At 72.2% G+C, this 16384-nt stretch carries 14 protein-coding genes; 5 read left to right on the top strand and 9 right to left on the bottom strand.

Going from position 1 to position 16384, the window contains the following annotated elements; translation table 11 throughout:
- Positions 1-82 precede the first annotated feature (82 nt).
- The 7 genes from ACIQ6R_RS06865 to ACIQ6R_RS06835 form a co-directional block, all read right to left on the bottom strand.
- Positions 83-943, bottom strand: coding sequence for a siderophore-interacting protein (locus tag ACIQ6R_RS06865; protein WP_404219318.1), 861 nt, complete (start codon positions 941-943; stop codon positions 83-85).
- A 26-nt stretch (positions 944-969) separates the two neighbouring features.
- Positions 970-2013, bottom strand: coding sequence for an ABC transporter substrate-binding protein (locus ACIQ6R_RS06860; protein WP_404219316.1), 1044 nt, complete (start codon positions 2011-2013; stop codon positions 970-972).
- A 157-nt stretch (positions 2014-2170) separates the two neighbouring features.
- On the bottom strand, positions 2171-2524 hold the full coding sequence (locus ACIQ6R_RS06855; RefSeq protein WP_404219314.1) for a hypothetical protein: 354 nt from the start codon (positions 2522-2524) through the stop codon (positions 2171-2173).
- A gap of 84 nt (positions 2525-2608) precedes the next feature.
- Positions 2609-3769, bottom strand: a complete 1161-nt coding sequence (locus tag ACIQ6R_RS06850) for an acyl-CoA dehydrogenase family protein (protein WP_404219312.1) — start codon at positions 3767-3769, stop codon at positions 2609-2611.
- A gap of 5 nt (positions 3770-3774) precedes the next feature.
- Entirely contained in the window at positions 3775-4761 is a 987-nt protein-coding gene (locus ACIQ6R_RS06845; RefSeq protein WP_404219310.1) for a hydroxymethylglutaryl-CoA lyase, read from the bottom strand.
- A complete protein-coding gene (locus ACIQ6R_RS06840) occupies positions 4758-6695 on the bottom strand; it encodes an acetyl/propionyl/methylcrotonyl-CoA carboxylase subunit alpha (RefSeq protein ID WP_404177992.1) in 1938 nt (645 codons plus the stop codon). The genes ACIQ6R_RS06845 and ACIQ6R_RS06840 overlap by 4 nt, the downstream gene beginning before the upstream one ends.
- A gap of 37 nt (positions 6696-6732) precedes the next feature.
- Positions 6733-8349 carry a carboxyl transferase domain-containing protein gene (locus ACIQ6R_RS06835; protein WP_404219307.1) on the bottom strand — a complete coding sequence of 539 codons (1617 nt, stop codon included), beginning with the start codon at positions 8347-8349 and terminating at the stop codon, positions 6733-6735.
- Between the two features lie 105 nt (positions 8350-8454).
- On the opposite strand from ACIQ6R_RS06835, the gene ACIQ6R_RS06830 reads away from it, so the two are divergent.
- The 4 genes from ACIQ6R_RS06830 (at position 8455) to ACIQ6R_RS06815 (ending at position 12216) form a co-directional block, all read left to right on the top strand.
- Complete coding sequence (locus ACIQ6R_RS06830) at positions 8455-9054, top strand: TetR/AcrR family transcriptional regulator (protein WP_404219305.1); 600 nt, start codon at positions 8455-8457, stop codon at positions 9052-9054.
- 123 nt (positions 9055-9177) lie between these two features.
- Entirely contained in the window at positions 9178-10335 is a 1158-nt protein-coding gene (locus ACIQ6R_RS06825) for an acyl-CoA dehydrogenase family protein (RefSeq protein ID WP_404177292.1), read from the top strand.
- A 10-nt stretch (positions 10336-10345) separates the two neighbouring features.
- Entirely contained in the window at positions 10346-11218 is an 873-nt protein-coding gene (locus ACIQ6R_RS06820; RefSeq protein ID WP_404177295.1) for an acyl-CoA thioesterase, read from the top strand.
- 5 nt (positions 11219-11223) lie between these two features.
- On the top strand, positions 11224-12216 hold the full coding sequence (locus tag ACIQ6R_RS06815) for a cation diffusion facilitator family transporter (RefSeq protein WP_404219302.1): 993 nt from the start codon (positions 11224-11226) through the stop codon (positions 12214-12216).
- A gap of 41 nt (positions 12217-12257) precedes the next feature.
- On the opposite strand, the gene ACIQ6R_RS06810 is transcribed toward ACIQ6R_RS06815, so the two are convergent.
- Both ACIQ6R_RS06810 and ACIQ6R_RS06805 read right to left on the bottom strand, forming a co-directional pair.
- Positions 12258-13046: a phosphatase gene (locus ACIQ6R_RS06810; RefSeq protein WP_404177300.1), complete on the bottom strand. Its 789-nt coding sequence runs from the start codon at positions 13044-13046 to the stop codon at positions 12258-12260.
- A 61-nt stretch (positions 13047-13107) separates the two neighbouring features.
- Positions 13108-14679, bottom strand: a complete 1572-nt coding sequence (locus tag ACIQ6R_RS06805) for a PucR family transcriptional regulator ligand-binding domain-containing protein (RefSeq protein WP_404219299.1) — start codon at positions 14677-14679, stop codon at positions 13108-13110.
- 183 nt (positions 14680-14862) lie between these two features.
- On the opposite strand from ACIQ6R_RS06805, the gene ACIQ6R_RS06800 reads away from it, so the two are divergent.
- Complete coding sequence (locus tag ACIQ6R_RS06800) at positions 14863-16335, top strand: sodium:solute symporter (protein ID WP_404219296.1); 1473 nt, start codon at positions 14863-14865, stop codon at positions 16333-16335.
- Positions 16336-16384: the final 49 nt, after the last annotated feature.

Below are 16384 nucleotides of genomic sequence, written 5' to 3'. Positions count from 1 at the left end.
CTACGTGACTGCCGTCACTCGCGCCTCATCCGCACGTCACGGACGGTGAATTGGGGCGTTCGGGGCTTTGGGGTGCCGGTCGTCAGCCCTGCTCGCGGAGCTGTTCCTCCGTCAGGCCCTGGCGCCAGTAGCCGACGAAGGTGACGCGGCGGCGGTCGATGCCGCGCTCGCCCACGAAGTGCCGCCGCAGCTGCTTGACGCGGCCGGACTCTCCGGCGATCCAGACGTACGGGCGTTCGGCGGGCGGCAGCTGGGCAGCGCGGAGGGTGCCGAGAGTGGCCTCGGGTCCGCTGGTGACGTCCCTGACCAGCCAGTCGACCTCGGCCTCCGCCGCCGTCGTCAGCTCCTGCACGTCCTCGGCGTGCGGCACCTCCAGCCAGACCCGGGCGCGGGTGCCGGCCGGCAGCGACTCGACGATGGCGCAGGCGGCCGGTACGGCGGTCTCGTCGCCCCAGACGACCACCAGGTCGGTGTCGCCGGGCGGCCGGAAGCGGATCGCCCGGTTGTCGGCGACCGCCGGGCCGAGCAGCACGACCCGGTCGCCGGGGGCGGCGTCGGCGGCCCAGCGGGAGGCGGGGCCCGCCTGGAAGGAGGCCCCGGGCTCGACACCGTGCAGCACGAAGTCGATGTCGATCTCGGCGGTGTCGCCGTGGGCGTCCCGGCGCAGGGCGCGCAGCGTGTACGAGCGCATCACCGCCCGCACGTCGTCGGGCAGTTCCCGCCACCCCTGCCACCAGCCGTCGCCCAGCTCGACGGGCACGGCGGGCTCCGGCTGCCCCGGGTGCGGCAGGAACAGCGACAGGGACTGGTCCTGCCCGTCGGAGTGGAAGGCGCGCAGGTCGGGCCCGGCGAAGGTGACCCGGGCCAGAGACGGACCGAGCCGCCTCGTCCGTACGACCTGGAGGGAGAAGAAACGGAACGGGGCGGCCACGGCCGTCGTCATGAAGGGCTCCGGGAGAAAGGGGAGGGTCAGCCGACCTTCTTGGCGTTCTCGATCGCCTCGGCCAGATTGTCGAGGAGCGGCGTGCACTTGTCGTAGGACAGGATCGGCTCGGGGGAGCGGGCGATGACCTGGCCGGCCTTGACCGCGGGCAGCTGCTTCCAGGTGCCCTCGGTGATGTCGGCGGGCTGGATGGTCGAGGCGCGGTCGTCCATGATGATGACGTCGGCCGGGTACTTGTCGACGTTCTCCCAGCTCAGGCTCTCGAACCAGCCGCCGGTCGCCTTCTTGGCCGCCTCGGAGGGCTCGACGAAGTTCACGCCGAGGGCCTTGAAGTACTCCAGGTCGACGGAGAGGTTGGTGCCGGAGACGTAGAACAGCTCGGCGCTCGCGGAGCCGGCCAGCACCCTGATCTCGGGCTTGGCCTTGGCGGCGGCGCGCAGCCGGGCCGCGGCCTTCTCGAAGGCGGCCTTGGCGTCGGTGACCTTCTTGGCCTTCATGTCCGCGCCGAGCGACTCGGCCAGTTCCCACATGCGCTGGAGCGGCTGGGTGAGCTGGCGGTCGAAGACGGAGATCGCGACGCTCGGGGCGAGCTTGGCGATCTTGTCCTTGGAGTCCTCCGGGACGGACCAGAGCGTGCCCGCGGTGTCGAACGTCGTGGTGATGAGCACCTCGGGGGCGAGGGCGGCGTACTTCTCGACGTTGAGCTTGCCCCACTCGTTGCCGAGGACGGTGACCTTGTCGACGTCGAGGTCGCCGGCCTGGACGTCGGGCTTGCCGTCCTTGGTCGTGGTGGGCCCGAACACGCCCTTGACCTGGACGCCGTAGTCGTGGAGGGCGGCGGCGACACCGGTGAAGGCGACGATGTCCGTCGGGACCTTGTCCAGCTTCACGGTCGTGCCGCGGTCGTCCTCGAAGGACCAGGGGCCGGACTCGGCGGCCGCCTTGTCGTCCGGCCCACCGCTTTTCGCGTCGTCGTCACCGCAGGCCGTGAGCACGGCGCCGAGGCCGAGTGCGCCGCCGGCGGCGAGGATTCCGCGGCGGGAGAAGTTGGCGGTTGTGCCGTTCGACATGGGTGGCTCTGCTTTCGTACGTACGGGGCCGCGTGCGCGTGCCGGCAAGGGGCGGAAGCGCGCTTAGGCTAGCCTAACCTCAGCTTTTCGGCCAAGGGGGTGCCGGGGGTGGGCCCCGCCACTTCCGCGTCGGGGAGTGCGGTCGCCGTCCCGGCTCTCAGTCCCCGGCCCAGCCGATGACGACGAGGGCGAGCGTGGGCACGGTGGTGGCCGCGGCGCTCAGCAGCCAGTATCCGCGCGGCGTCAGCACCGTGCTGTGCCGCAAGGGGCGGTTGGCCAGCCACCACAGGAGGCCGAACAGGGTGAGTACCGGCGTCGCGACCATCACCCAGGGGAGGGCCCCGTCGTTCTCCGTGGGCTCGCGGTCGGTCCACCCGAGAGCGGCGAGGGGCCAGTTGGACGCGAAGTACCAGAGCAGGAACGCCGGGACGACGGCCGGAACCCCCAGCAGGACGTTGACGACCAGGGGGAGGCACAGCCGGAGCCATGAGGGTGCGGTGCTCGTCTTCACGTGGTCTCGCTCGGTCCACTGGCGCGTGATCTTGAGTACCGCGCACCCTACCCGGCCGTGCCCGGCGCCCCGGTGTCCGGAGGCTCAGCCGGTCAGGCCCAACTCGCGTGCGATCAGCATCCGCTGGACCTCGCTGGTGCCCTCGCCGATCTCCAGGATCTTCGAGTCCCGCCACATGCGGGCCACGGGGTACTCGTTCATGAAGCCGTAGCCGCCGTGGATCTGCGTGGCGTCCCGGGCGTTGTCCACCGCGACCGTCGACGAGTACAGCTTCGCCAGGGCCGCCTCCTTCTTGAAGGGGTCGCCCGTCACCAGCCGGGAGGCCGCGTCGCGCCACGCGAGGCGGGCCGTGTGGGCCTTCATCTCCATGTCGGCGATCTTGAACTGGATGGCCTGGTTGGCGCCGATGGGCTTGCCGAAGGCGTGACGTTCCTTCGCGTACGCGACCGATTCGTCCACGCAGCCCTGCGCGAGCCCGGTGCCCAGCGCGGCGATGGCGATGCGCCCCTCGTCGAGGATGCGCAGGAACTGGGCGTAGCCGCGGCCCTCCTCGCCCAGCAGGTTCGCCGCCGGGACCCGGACGTCGGCGAAGGACAGCTCACGGGTGTCCGACGCGTTCCAGCCGACCTTCGAGTACGGGGCGGCCACCGTGAAGCCCGGGGTGCCGGACGGCACGATGATCGCCGAGATCAGGGGCCGGCCGTCCGGCTTGCGGCCGGAGACCGCAGTGACGGTCACCAGGCCCGTGATGTCGGTGCCCGAGTTGGTGATGAAGCACTTGGTGCCGTTGATGACCCATTCGTTCGTCGCCTCGTCGAGGCGGGCCGTCGTGCGCGTCGCGCCCGCGTCCGAGCCGCCGTCCGGCTCGGTCAGGCCGAAGGCGCCGAGGATCTCGCCCGAGCACAGCCGGGGCAGCCACGTCCGCTTCTGCTCCTCGGTGCCGAACAGGTGGATCGGCATCGCACCCAGCGAGACGCCCGCCTCCAGCGTGATGGCCACCGACGAGTCGACCCGGGCCAGTTCCTCCAGGGCGATGCCGAGGGCGAGGTAGTCGCCGCCCATGCCGCCGTACTCCTCCGGGAAGGGCAGGCCGAACAGGCCCATGCGGCCCATCTCCCGGACGATCTCGTACGGGAACTCGTGCCGCTCGTAGAAGTCGCCGATCTTGGGCGCCACGACGTCGTGGGCGAACGCCTCCACCGTGCGGCGGAGATCCTCGAGTTCGGGGGAGAGCTTGTGGTCCATGGCTGTCACTGCTCCTTGTGGGAGTCGGCGTGGGAGTCGGCGGCCGAGTCCTGGTGCGCGAGGGCTCGTACGGTGCGGGACGGGCTGGGTCGGCCCAGGTGGGCGGCCATCCAGACGCTGGTGGCGACGAGAGAGCCGAGGTCGACCCCGGTGTCGATGCCGAGGCCGCGCAGCATCCACACGAGGTCTTCGGTGGCGAGGTTGCCGGTGGCGGACTTCGCGTAGGGGCAACCGCCCAGTCCGCCGGCGGAGGCGTCGACGGTCGTCACGCCGTGCCGGAGGGCGGCGTACGTGTTCGACAGCGCCTGGCCGTAGGTGTCGTGGAAGTGGACGCCCAGCGTGCTCACGGGCACACCGGCCTCCGTGAGCGCGGTGAGCAGGGCGCTCACGTGTCCCGGGGTCGCCACCCCGATCGTGTCGCCCAGGCTCAGCTCGTCGCAGCCCATGTCCAGCAGGGCCCGGCAGACCTTCACCACCTGCGGGACGGGGACCGCCCCTTCCCACGGGTCGCCGAAGCACATCGAGAGGTAGCCCCGTACGTGAACGCCGTCCGCGTCCTTCGCCCGCGCCACCACCGGCTCGAACATGGCCAGGGCCTCGTCCAGGGTGCGGTTGAGGTTGGCCTTGGCGAAGGACTCCGTGGCGCTGGCGAAGACCGCGACGCGGCGGGCGCCGAGCGCGAGCGCGCGGTCGAGGCCGCGTTCGTTCGGCACCAGGACGGGCAGCTCGACCGGCAGGTCCGCGACCGCCGGGAAGAGCTGCTCCGCGTCCGCCAGTTGCGGCACCCACTTGGGGTGCACGAAGCTCGTCGCCTCGATGGTGGTCAGGCCCGTACCGGCCAGACGGCGGATGAACTCCGCCTTCACCTCCGCCGGGACGGTCGCCTTCTCGTTCTGCAGTCCGTCGCGGGCGCCGACCTCGTGGATGCGGACACGCGAGGGCAGGCCCTTCTCCGGTACGGCCATGGGCAGGCCGAGTTCAGCGGCGTTCATGCCGTCTCCTCCGGGTCCTCGGCCGGCGTGATGACCGCCAGCACCTGGTCCATGGCGACCGTCGTGCCCGGCGCCACGTCCAGCTCGGCGACGGTGCCGGCGTGCGGTGCGGAGATGACGTGCTCCATCTTCATCGCCTCCACCACCAGCAGGCTCTGCCCGGCGGCCACCTCGTCGCCGACGGCGACCTTCACCACCGTCACCGTGCCCGGCATGGGCGCGGTCAGCGAGTCGGCGCCCGCGTGGGCCGCGCCCGTGAGGGAGGCGGCGACCGGGTCGTGGTCGCGCACGTGCCAGGCGTCGCCGTCGCGGCCGAGCCAGTCGGCGGCGCGGTGGAAGGTGTGCCGGACGCCGTCCAGCGTCACGGACACGTGGTCCTCGGTGACGGTGTGGGTGCCGCGCGGTGTGTGCTCCACCGGATCGGTGATCCGCAGGTGGAAGGCGACCGGCTTCGGCTCGCCGCCCATGCGCCAGCCGCTCGGCACCGAGAACGGGTCCGTCCAGCCGTCCCCGCGCGGACGCAGCGCGTCCAGCCGTACGGCCGCCGCCGCCTCGTACACCTCCTCCGGTACGTCGGTGGGGACGAGGGCGTCGACCTCCCGCTCCACCAGCCCGGTGTCCAGCTCGCCCGCCACCACCGCCGGGTGGGCGAGGAGCCGGCGCAGGAACCCGGCGTTGGTCTGCACGCCCAGCGTCACCGTCCGGGCCAGGGCCGCGCGCAGCCTGCGCAGGGCGGTGGCGCGGTCGGGACCGTAGGCGATCACCTTGGACAGCATGGGGTCGTAGAGGCTGCCGACCTCGCCGCCCTCGCTGAGCCCGGAGTCGGTGCGGACGCCGTCGCCCTCGGGCTCGTGCAGGCGCAGCACCGTGCCGCCGGAGGGGAGGAAGCCGCGGGCGGGGTCCTCGGCGCAGAGGCGGGCCTCGATCGCGTGCCCGGTGAGCCGTACGTCCGTCTGCGCGAAGCCCAGCTCCTCGCCCGCCGCCACCCGCAGCTGCCACTCCACCAGATCCAGACCCGTGACCAGCTCGGTCACCGGGTGCTCGACCTGGAGGCGGGTGTTCATCTCCATGAAGTAGTACTGCGAGGGGTCCTCGCCCGGCACGATGAACTCCACCGTGCCCGCGCCCCGGTAGCCGCACGAGCGGGCCGCCTGCACGGCCGCCTCGCCCATCGCGGCACGGGTCGCCTCGTCGAGGAGCACGCTGGGCGCCTCCTCGATGATCTTCTGGTGCCGGCGCTGGAGCGAGCACTCGCGCTCGCCGAGGTGCACCACGTTGCCGTGGCCGTCGGCCAGGACCTGGATCTCGATGTGCCGCGGCCGGTCGATCCACCGCTCCACCAGCAGCGTGTCGTCGCCGAAGGAGGCGCGGGCCTCGCGGCGGGCGGCGGCGATCTCGTCGGCCAGCACGGCCGCGTCCCGCACCAGCCGCATGCCCTTGCCGCCACCACCGGCCGACGGCTTCAGCAGCACCGGCGTGCCGATCTCGCGGGCGGCGTCGGCGAGCTGCGCGTCCGTCAGGCCGCTGCCGCTGGAGCCGGGCACCACCGGCACCCCGGCCGCCCGCACCGTCTCCTTGGCGCGGATCTTGTCGCCCATCAGGGCGATGGCGTCGGCGGACGGTCCGATGAAGACCAGCCCCGCCTCCTCGCAGGCCCGCGCGAAACCGGCGTTCTCGGCGAGGAAGCCGTACCCGGGATGGACGGCCTGCGCGCCCGTCCGGGCCGCCGCCTCCAGCAGCCGCTCGACGGACAGATAGCTCTCCGCCGCCGGCGCCGGACCGATCCGTACCGCCTCGTCGGCCTCCCGCACGTGCCGGGCGTCCGCGTCGGCGTCGGAGAAGACCGCCACCGAGCGCACGCCCATCGAGCGCAGGGTCCGGATGACACGCACCGCGATCTCACCGCGGTTGGCCACCAGCACCGTGTCGAACATCAAGCTCCCCATCGCGCTTCCCATCGAAGTCCCCTCCTCACATCCGGAAGACGCCGAACTGGGGCTCGCCCAGTGGCGCGTTGGCACACGCGGTCAGGGCCAGACCCAGCACCTGCCGGGTGTCGGCGGGCTCGATCACCCCGTCGTCCCACAGGCGGGCGGTCGCGTAGTAGGCGTTCCCCTGGTGCTCGTACTGCGCGCGGATCGGCGCCTTGAAGGACTCCTCCTCCTCGGCCGCCCACTGTTCGCCCCGGGCCTCCAACTGGTCCCGCTTGACCGTGGCCAGCACGGACGCGGCCTGCTCGCCGCCCATGACGGAGATCTTGGCGTTGGGCCACATCCACAGGAAGCGCGGCGAGTAGGCCCGCCCGCACATCGAGTAGTTCCCCGCGCCGTACGACCCGCCGACCACGACCGTCAGCTTCGGTACGCGCGTGCACGCCACCGCCGTCACCATCTTGGCGCCGTGCTTGGCGATGCCACCGGCCTCGTAGTCCCTGCCGACCATGAAGCCGGAGATGTTCTGGAGGAACACCAGCGGGATGCCGCGCTGGTCGCACAGCTCGATGAAGTGGGCGCCCTTCTGGGCCGACTCGGCGAACAGGATGCCGTTGTTGGCGACGATCCCGACCGGGTGGCCGTGGATGCGGGCGAAGCCGGTGACCAGGGTCTGCCCGTACTCGGACTTGAACTCGGCGAACCGGGAGCCGTCCACCACCCGGGCGATGATCTCGCGCACGTCGTAGGGGGTGCGGGAGTCGACCGGGACCGCGCCGGACATGCCGTGCGGGTCCACCTTGGGCTCGACGGCCGGCTCCACGCCCCAGGGGAGGGTTCCGCGCTCGGGCAGGGTGTCGACGATCTGCCGCACGATCCGCAGGGCGTGCGCGTCGTCCTCGGCCAGGTGGTCGGTCACGCCGGACACGCGCGAGTGGACCTCGCCGCCGCCCAGCTCCTCCGCCGTGACCACCTCACCGGTGGCCGCCTTCACCAGCGGCGGGCCGCCCAGGAAGATCGTGCCCTGAGCGCGGACGATCACGGCCTCGTCGCTCATCGCCGGGACGTACGCGCCGCCCGCCGTGCAGGAGCCGAGGACGGCGGCGATCTGCGGGATGCCGGCGCCGGACATCCGGGCCTGGTTGTAGAAGATCCGCCCGAAGTGCTCGCGGTCCGGGAAGACCTCGTCCTGCATCGGCAGGAAGGCGCCCCCGGAGTCCACGAGATACAGGCACGGCAGCCGGTTCTCCAGCGCCACCTCCTGCGCCCGCAGATGCTTCTTCACGGTCATCGGGTAGTACGTGCCGCCCTTGACGGTGGCGTCGTTGGCGACGATCACGCACTCCCGGCCGCTGACCCGGCCGATCCCGGCGATCACGCCGGCGGCCGGGGCCTGTCCGTCGTAGAGCCCGTCGGCCGCGAGCGGCGCCAGCTCCAGGAACGGCGAGCCCGGATCGAGCAGCGTGTCCACGCGGTCGCGCGGCAGCAGCTTGCCGCGCGCGGTGTGGCGGGCCCGCGCCCGCTCGCCGCCGCCGAGCCGGGCCGCCGCGAGCTTGGCGCGCAGCTCCGCCACGAGGACGCGGTGGGCCTCCTCGTTGGCCCGAAAGGCCTCGGAGGCGGGATCGGCCGCCGTCGTCAGCTCCGGTGCCTCTTGCATCCTGCGGTCCCCTCACCCGATGGTCGATCGGTCGATCGGTTAATGAGCGTTAACGCATTTCCTTCAGGTTAACGACCGCTAACCTCCCTGTCTAGAATTGAGTCCATGGCCATGAGAACCGACGCCCCCACCCGCCGCGAGCAGATCCTCAAGGAGGCCGCCCGGCTCTTCGCCGAGCGCGGCTTCCACGGTGTCGGCGTCGACGAGATAGGCGCCGCGGTCGGGATCAGCGGCCCCGGCCTCTACCGGCACTTCGCCGGCAAGGACGCGATGCTCGCCGAGCTGCTGGTCGGGATCAGTGACTCGCTGCTGACCGGCGCGAAGCGGCGGCTGGCGGAGGCGGACGGGGTGACCGGCCCCGAGGCGGTCCTCGACTCGTTCATCGAGGGGCACATCGATTTCGCGCTCGACGACCGCCCGCTCATCACCCTGCACGACCGCGAGCTGGACCGCCTCCGGGACGCCGACCGCAAGATGGTGCGGCAGTTGCAGCGGCAGTACGTCGAGCTGTGGGTCGGGGTGGTGCGCGAGGTCTATCCGGCGGTGTCGGAACCGAGTGCCCGCTCGGCCGTGCACTCGGTCTTCGGCCTGCTGAACTCCACCCCGCACCTGGGACGCCCCGGCTCCCTGCCGGGCCGCGCGGTGACGGCGACGCTGCTGCACCGGATGGCGCGGGGGGCGTTCGCGGCGGTGGCCGCCGACTGAAGGGGGCTCCGTGGGCGGGGGAGTGACGAGGGTTACCCACGTCCCGCTCTGGACGCCCCTCCCTACTCGCCGGTACCGTGAAGTCTGAGCAAGCGCTTAGATACATACCCTGGAGGTGGCGCGGTGCGCCGTACGGTGTTCAACGAGGACCACGAGGCGTTCCGGGAGACCCTCCGCGCCTTCATCGAGGCCGAGGTCGTCCCCGTCTACGACGAGTGGTTCGCCGCGGGCCAGGCGCCGCGCGACTTCTACTACAAGCTCGGCGAGCTGGGCATCTTCGGCATCAACGTGCCCGAGGAGTACGGCGGCGCGGGCATGGACAGCCACAAGTTCGAGGCCGTCCACTACGAGGAGACCGCCCGCGCGGGCGTCACCTTCGGCGGCTCCGGCGTGCACGTGCTGCTCGCCCTGCCCTACATCAAGATGCTGGCCACCGACGAGCAGAAGAAGCGCTACCTGCCGAAGTTCGTCACCGGCGAGGAGATGTGGGCCATCGCGATGACCGAGCCGGGCACCGGCTCCGACCTCGCGGGCATGAAGACCACCGCCAAGCTCTCCGAGGACGGCACCCACTACGTCCTCAACGGCGCCAAGACCTTCATCACCGGCGGCGTGCACGCCGACAAGGTCATCGTCTGCGCCCGCACCTCCGCGCCCACCGCCGAGGACCGCCGCTTCGGCATCTCCCTGTTCGCCGTGGACACCAAGTCCGAGGGCTACTCGGTGGGCCGCAAGCTGGACAAGCTGGGCCTGCGCACCTCCGACACCGCCGAGCTGGCGTTCGTCGACGTCAAGGTGCCCGTCGAGGACCTGCTCGGCGAGGAGAACAAGGGCTTCTCCTACCTCGGCCACAACCTGGCCTCCGAGCGCTGGGGCATCGCCTACGGCGCCTACGCGCAGGCCAAGGCCGCCGTCCGCTTCGCCACGCAGTACGTCCAGGACCGCACCGTCTTCGGCAAGCCGGTCGCCCACTTCCAGAACACCAAGTTCGAGCTGGCCGCCTGCCAGGCCGAGGTGGACGCCGCCGAGGCCGTCGCCGACCGCGCCACCGAGGCCCTGGACGCCGGCGAGCTCACCCCCGCCGAGGCCGCCAGCGCCAAGCTGTTCTGCACCGAGGTCGCGCACCGCGTCATCGACCGCTGCCTCCAGCTGCACGGCGGCTACGGCTACATGAACGAGTACCCGATCGCCCGCCTGTACGCGGACAACCGCGTCAACCGCATCTACGGCGGCACCAGCGAGGTCATGAAGATGATCATCGCGAAGAACATGGGCCTGTGACCCGCGAGGCATGAGCGAGGCACTCCAGTCCCTCCTCGATCTGCTCGACCTCGAGCGGATCGAGGAGGACATCTACCGCGGCCACTCGCGCTCCGCCGTCGTCCCCCGGGTCTTCGGCGGGCAGGTGGCCGCCCAGGCGCTGGTCGCCGCCGGGCGCACGGTCCCCGAGGACCGGCACGCGCACTCCCTGCACGCGTACTTCCTGCGCCCCGGCGACCCGGGCGCTCCCATCGTCTACAACGTCGACCGCCTGCGCGACGGCCGCTCCTTCACCACCCGCCGCGTGGTCGCCGTCCAGCACGGCAAGCCGATCTTCGGCCTGTCGGCGTCCTTCCAGACGTACGAGGAGGGCCTCGATCACCAGGCCCCGATGCCGCCCGCCCCGGACCCGGCGACCCTCCCCACCGGCGAGGAACGGCTGCGGAGCTACCCGCACCTGCCCGCCGAGACCGTCGAACGCTTCGTGGAGGCCCGCGCGGCGGTCGACCTCCGCTACGTCGACGACCCGCCCTTCGGCGACTTCGGCACCCCGCGCGACCCGCACTCCCAGGTGTGGTTCCGTACCAACGGCAAGCTCGCGGACGACCCCCTGCTGCACGTCGTCCTCGCCACCTACGTCTCCGACATGACCCTCCTCGACTCGGTCCTGCTCGCGCACGGCCGCGGCGGCTGGGCCGTCGGTGACGTCGTCGGGGCCTCGCTGGACCACGCGATGTGGTTCCACCGGCCGTTCCGCGCCGACGAGTGGCTGCTGTACGACCAGCAGTCGCCGTCCGCGTCCGGCGGCCGCGGCCTCGGCCAGGCCCGCATCTACACCGAGGACGGGCGACTCGCCATCTCGGTCATCCAGGAAGGCGTGGTGCGCGTCCCCCGGGAACACTGAGGGGTATGGCGGAACCTGCACGGGAAGCACGGGAAGCACGGGACACGACGGGCGGCGGCGAGAGCACCTTCACGGTGCTCGTCGCCGCTCTCGCCAATCTGGGCATCGCCATCGCCAAGGCGGTGGCCGGCGTGCTCAGCGGGTCCAGCGCGATGCTGTCGGAGGCCGCGCACTCGGTCGCCGACACCGTCACCGAGGTCCTGCTGCTGACCTCGCTCAAACGCAGCGCCCGTCCCGCCGACGAGGACCACCCCCTCGGCCACGGCCCCGAGCGCTACATCTGGGCCCTGCTCGCCGCCGTCGCCACCTTCGTCGGCGGCGCGGTCTTCGCCCTCTACGACGGCGTCCACTCCCTCACCCACGGCGAGGAACCCGGCGACCCGCTGGTGGCGTACCTCGTCCTCGCCGTCGCCTTCCTCCTGGAGGGCTACTCCCTGCGCACCGGCCTGAAACAGGCGCGCGGCGAGGCCCGCCACTACAAGGTGCCCTTCGGGCGCTACCTGCGCCGCACCCCCGACACCGCCGTGAAGGCCGTCGTCATGGAGGACTCCGCGGCCCTCGCCGGCCTGCTGCTGGCCGCGGGCGGACTGCTCGGCGGGCAGCTCACCGGCTCCGGCGTCTGGGACGGCGTCGCCTCGCTCTGCATCGGCGCCCTGCTGCTGTACGTCGCCTGGGTGCTCGGCCGCTCCAACGCCGAGTTCCTCATCGGCCGCCCGCTGCCCCGCACCGTGCGGGACCGGATCCGGGCGGAACTGGTGGCCGTCGAGCACATCGAGGCCGTACTGGAGCTGACCACCCTCGTGCAGGGTCCGCGGGAGGCGCTGGTCGCCGCCAAGGTCGACTTCCGGGACGTGGCGACGGCCGCGCAGATCGAGTGGGCGTGCGAGCGGGCCGAGCAGCGGCTGCGGGAGGAGTTCCCGGTGGTGCGCCGGGTCTACCTGGACCCGACGCCCGGGTTCGCGCAGCGCCGCTCGGAAGGACTCAGCCCCTGGCCGTGACGGGGCCTGCGGGGCGGGCACGGTCGACCAGGCGGACGGGGCTACTTCAGCCCGGCCTCCGTCAGCAGATACGCCGTCATCGGGTCGTAGTAGCGCGGGCTGACCACGTGGTCGTCCAGCGGCACCGCGACCTGGAGGGTGCCCTCGGACTCGGCGAGGAAGAGGGCCGGGTCGTTGCAGTCCGCGTAGCCGACGGAGTCGACGCCGTGCTGACCGGCGTAACCGGCCCAGCCGTGGTCGGCGACGACCAGGTCGGGCAGCGGGCGGCCCGCGCGCTCCAGACCGGTCAGGATCGCCTTCATCGGCTCACCGGAATGGGTGTGCCACAGCGAGGCACCGTGCTCCAGCACGGCCACGTCCGCGAACTGCTGGACGTACCCCTCCTCCGTCGTCAGCCCCTCCGGGATCACGACGATCTCGCATCCCGCGGTGCGCAGCGCGTCGGCCGTGGCGCGGTGCACGTCGAGCAGGCCGCCGGGGTGGCCGGTCGCGAACAGCACGCGCTGCCCGCCGTCCGCCGCCTTGCGCAGCCGCCCGGCCATGCGCTCCAGCGCGGCCACGGTCAGCTCGGGGTCGATGGTGTCCTGGCCGTACCGGTACTCGGGGTCGTCGTTGACGCCGACCCGCTCCGCCATCACCGCCAGCACGTCCTGCTCGTCACTCCAGCGGTCGCCCAGCTCCAGACCGAGCCAGAAGTGGCGGTCGCCGTTCGCCAGCTTCCGGTAGTGGGAGAGGTTGTTCTCGCGGGGCGTGGCGACGTCGCCCGCGATACGGGTTCTGACGAGGTGTTCGGCGAGTTCGGCGCGGCTGGGTGTCCCGGGTATCGGCATGGCTCCATTGTGAAGCAGCCGACAGTCGGCGTCTTGGGCATATCGCACGCTGGGACGCGGGTCACCTCCGCAGCGCGAACCACAACTCCATCCGTACGTCCGGGTCGTCGAGGTCGGAGTCCAGCAGGGCCGCACAACGGGCGATGCGCTGCCGGACGGTGTTGCGGTGCACGGACAGGGCGACGGCGGTGCGGTCCCAGCTGCCGTGCAGGGAGAGCCAGGCGCGCAGCGTCTCGGTGAGCGCCGGAACGGCCGCGACCGGCGCGAGCAGCGCACGCGCGTGCGCCTCGGCCTCGCCGTCCGGCACCAGGTCGGCCAGCGCGGGCCGCGCCCCGTGCCGGACCAGCGGCACCCGCGTGGCCCTGGCCCGGGCCAGCGCGCGGCCCGCCTGGGCATCGGCGGCCGGCCACTCGGCGGGGGCGACGGGGGCGCTGACGCCGAGCGTCCAGCCGGGCTGAGCGGCCGGGGTGGCGACGGCCGCCGACGCTCCGGTCCCGGTTCCCGGGTCGGTCGCGGGTGCGGGGCCCGCGCCGGCCCCGGGGCCTCCTTCCGCGTCGGCGTGCCGGGCGGCCGGCACGAGTACCCGTACGACGTCCCCGGCCGTGTCGACCAGGGGAGAGCCGAGGGCCGTGCCCAGTGCGGAGGCGGAGACCGGGTCGGGGGACCCGGTGGCGGGGCGGGCGTGCACGACGTGCCAGTGGGTGACGCCCTCGCCGCCCCCTCCGCCCAGCAGCGGCGCGACCTCCTCGGGGCGGGCGCCCAGCAGCAGCCGTACGAGTGCCGAGGAGCGGGCCGCGCCCGTGCCGCTCTGGTGCTCGCCGGTGAGGAGGGAGAGCAGCACGGCCGCGACCGACGCGATGGTCTGGTCCCCGGACTCCCGGTGCCGGGCCGCCACCCCGAGGACGAAGCCCTGCCCGGTGCCGAGGGCGTACGCGGCGAGACGGATGCCGGCGACCGTGTCCGTGGCGGTGCTGGAGGCATGGCCGGTGACGTACCGGGCCAGCTCCGCGAGCGCCCGCCGCACCTCGACCCCGGGCTCCCGCCCCGCCGCCGCGATCTCCGCGCCGTCCGGCCCGTACAGCACCGCCCGCCCGTCGAGCCGGGTCGCCAGCCGGCGCAGTACCGACGGCACCGGGTCCGGACGGGAGGCCGCGGCCGCCAGACCCTGCTGCGCCTCGGAGACCCGCCGCAGCTCGGCGAGCCGGGCCTGCGCCATCAGCTGCCACACCGCGCGGGCCACACCCGAGAACGTCGTCCTCGGCGGCACCTCCACCAGCGGCAGCCCGTACGCCGCGCAGGCCGCGACCAGCGCCCTGGGCACGGTGTCGTGCACCGGCGCCACCCCGAAGCCGAGCGCGGCGCCGCCGGCCGCCACGATCCGCGAGACGTAGTCGTCGAAGTACGTCCCCGACTCCGCCCCCGCCGGGATGTGCACGCCCGCCGTCAGCAGCAGCTCGCCGCCCAGCAGGTACGGGAAGGGGTCGGACATCTCCGAGGTGTGCGCCCAGTGGACCCTCACCTCCGCGGCCGGGGGCCCCGCGAGCTGCCGCAGGGCCAGGTCCTCACGGGACAGCAGGGCCGCGAGCGACACCGGGGGAGTGGGAGGCGTGGGCGGAACGGCCGATTCCTGCATGATGGACGTTTCCTCCATCCAAGTGCTGCCGACTGGATGAAACGTACACTTCGCAGTCGCTTTTCGGCCACCTAGTGTCAACCTCGACCGGCGGCCGCGGGTACGGGCGGATGTCCCCGCGACCAGCCACCGGACAACTCCCCACCGCACGACACGCCACCGACACAGGCGAAGGAGGCCCCCATGGCCGTCGACTACGTAGTGATCGTCGTCTATCTCGCCGGCATGCTGGCCATGGGCTGGTGGGGCATGCGCCGCGCCAAGTCCAAGAGCGAGTTCCTCGTCGCCGGGCGCCGTCTCGGGCCCGCGATGTACTCCGGCACCATGGCGGCGATCGTCCTCGGCGGCGCGTCCACCATCGGCGGCGTCGGCCTCGGCTACCAGTACGGCCTTTCCGGCGCCTGGATGGTCGTCACCATCGGCCTGGGACTGCTCGTGCTGTCCGTCTTCTTCTCCGCGCGCATCGCCCGCCTGAAGGTCTACACCGTCTCCGAGATGCTCGACCTCCGCTACGGCGGCAGGGCCGGCGTCATCTCCGGTGTCGTCATGTGGGCGTACACCCTGATGCTCGCCGTCACCTCCACCATCGCCTACGCCACGATCTTCGACGTCCTCTTCGACGTGAACCGCACCCTCGCCATCATCCTCGGTGGCTCCATCGTCGTCGCCTACTCCACGCTCGGCGGCATGTGGTCCATCACGCTCACCGACATGGTGCAGTTCGTGGTGAAGACCATCGGCGTGCTGCTCCTGCTGCTGCCCATCGCGGTGGTCAAGGCCGGCGGGTTCAGCGAGATGAAGGCCCAGCTGCCGACCTCGTACTTCGACCCGCTGGGCGTCGGCGGCGAGACGATCTTCACGTACGTGCTGATCTACACCTTCGGCATGCTCATCGGGCAGGACATCTGGCAGCGCGTCTTCACCGCGGGCAGCGACCGGACCGCCAAGTGGGGCGGCACCATCGCCGGCACCTACTGCCTCGTCTACGCCGTCGCCGGCGCCGTCATCGGCACGGCCGCCAAGGTGCTCTACCCCAAGCTCGGCAGCCCCGACGACGCGTTCGCCACCATCGTCAAGGACGAGCTGCCCATGGGGGTACGCGGACTCGTGCTGGCCGCCGCCCTGGCCGCCGTGATGTCCACGTCCTCCGGCGCCCTCATCGCCTGCGCCACCGTCGCCAACAACGACATCTGGTCCCGGCTGCGCGGCGCGATCCGCAAGGAGGGCGAGCCCGGCGAGGCGCACGACGAGGTGAAGGGCAACCGCGCCTTCATCCTCGCCATGGGCGTGGCGGTGATCCTCATCGCCATCGCCCTCAACGACGTCGTCGAGGCCCTCACCGTCGCCTACAACCTCCTCGTCGGCGGCCTCCTCGTCCCCATCCTCGGCGGGTTGCTGTGGAAGCGCGGCACCGCACAGGGCGCCCTCGCCGCCGTAGCCGTCGGCGGACTCGCGGTCGTCGGCCTGATGGCGGCCTACGGCATCCTCGCCAACGAGCCCGTCTACTACGGCCTGCTCGCCTCCCTCGCCGTCTACGTCGCCGTCTCCCTGGCGACCCGGCCCACCGACGAGGTGATCCTCACCGCCTGGCGCGAACGCCTCGCCGGACGGGCCCCCGAACCCCGGTCCGAACCGGCGGTTCCGGCTCACCAGTAGAGTCGGACCGCAGTAGTACATACGCGACGAAGCGTAAGAAGGAAGGCAG

It is taken from the genome of Streptomyces sp. NPDC096048, from assembly GCF_044763415.1.
Taxonomy (GTDB): Bacteria; Actinomycetota; Actinomycetes; order Streptomycetales; family Streptomycetaceae; genus Streptomyces.
This window is presented reverse-complemented; position numbering and strand designations above follow the sequence as displayed.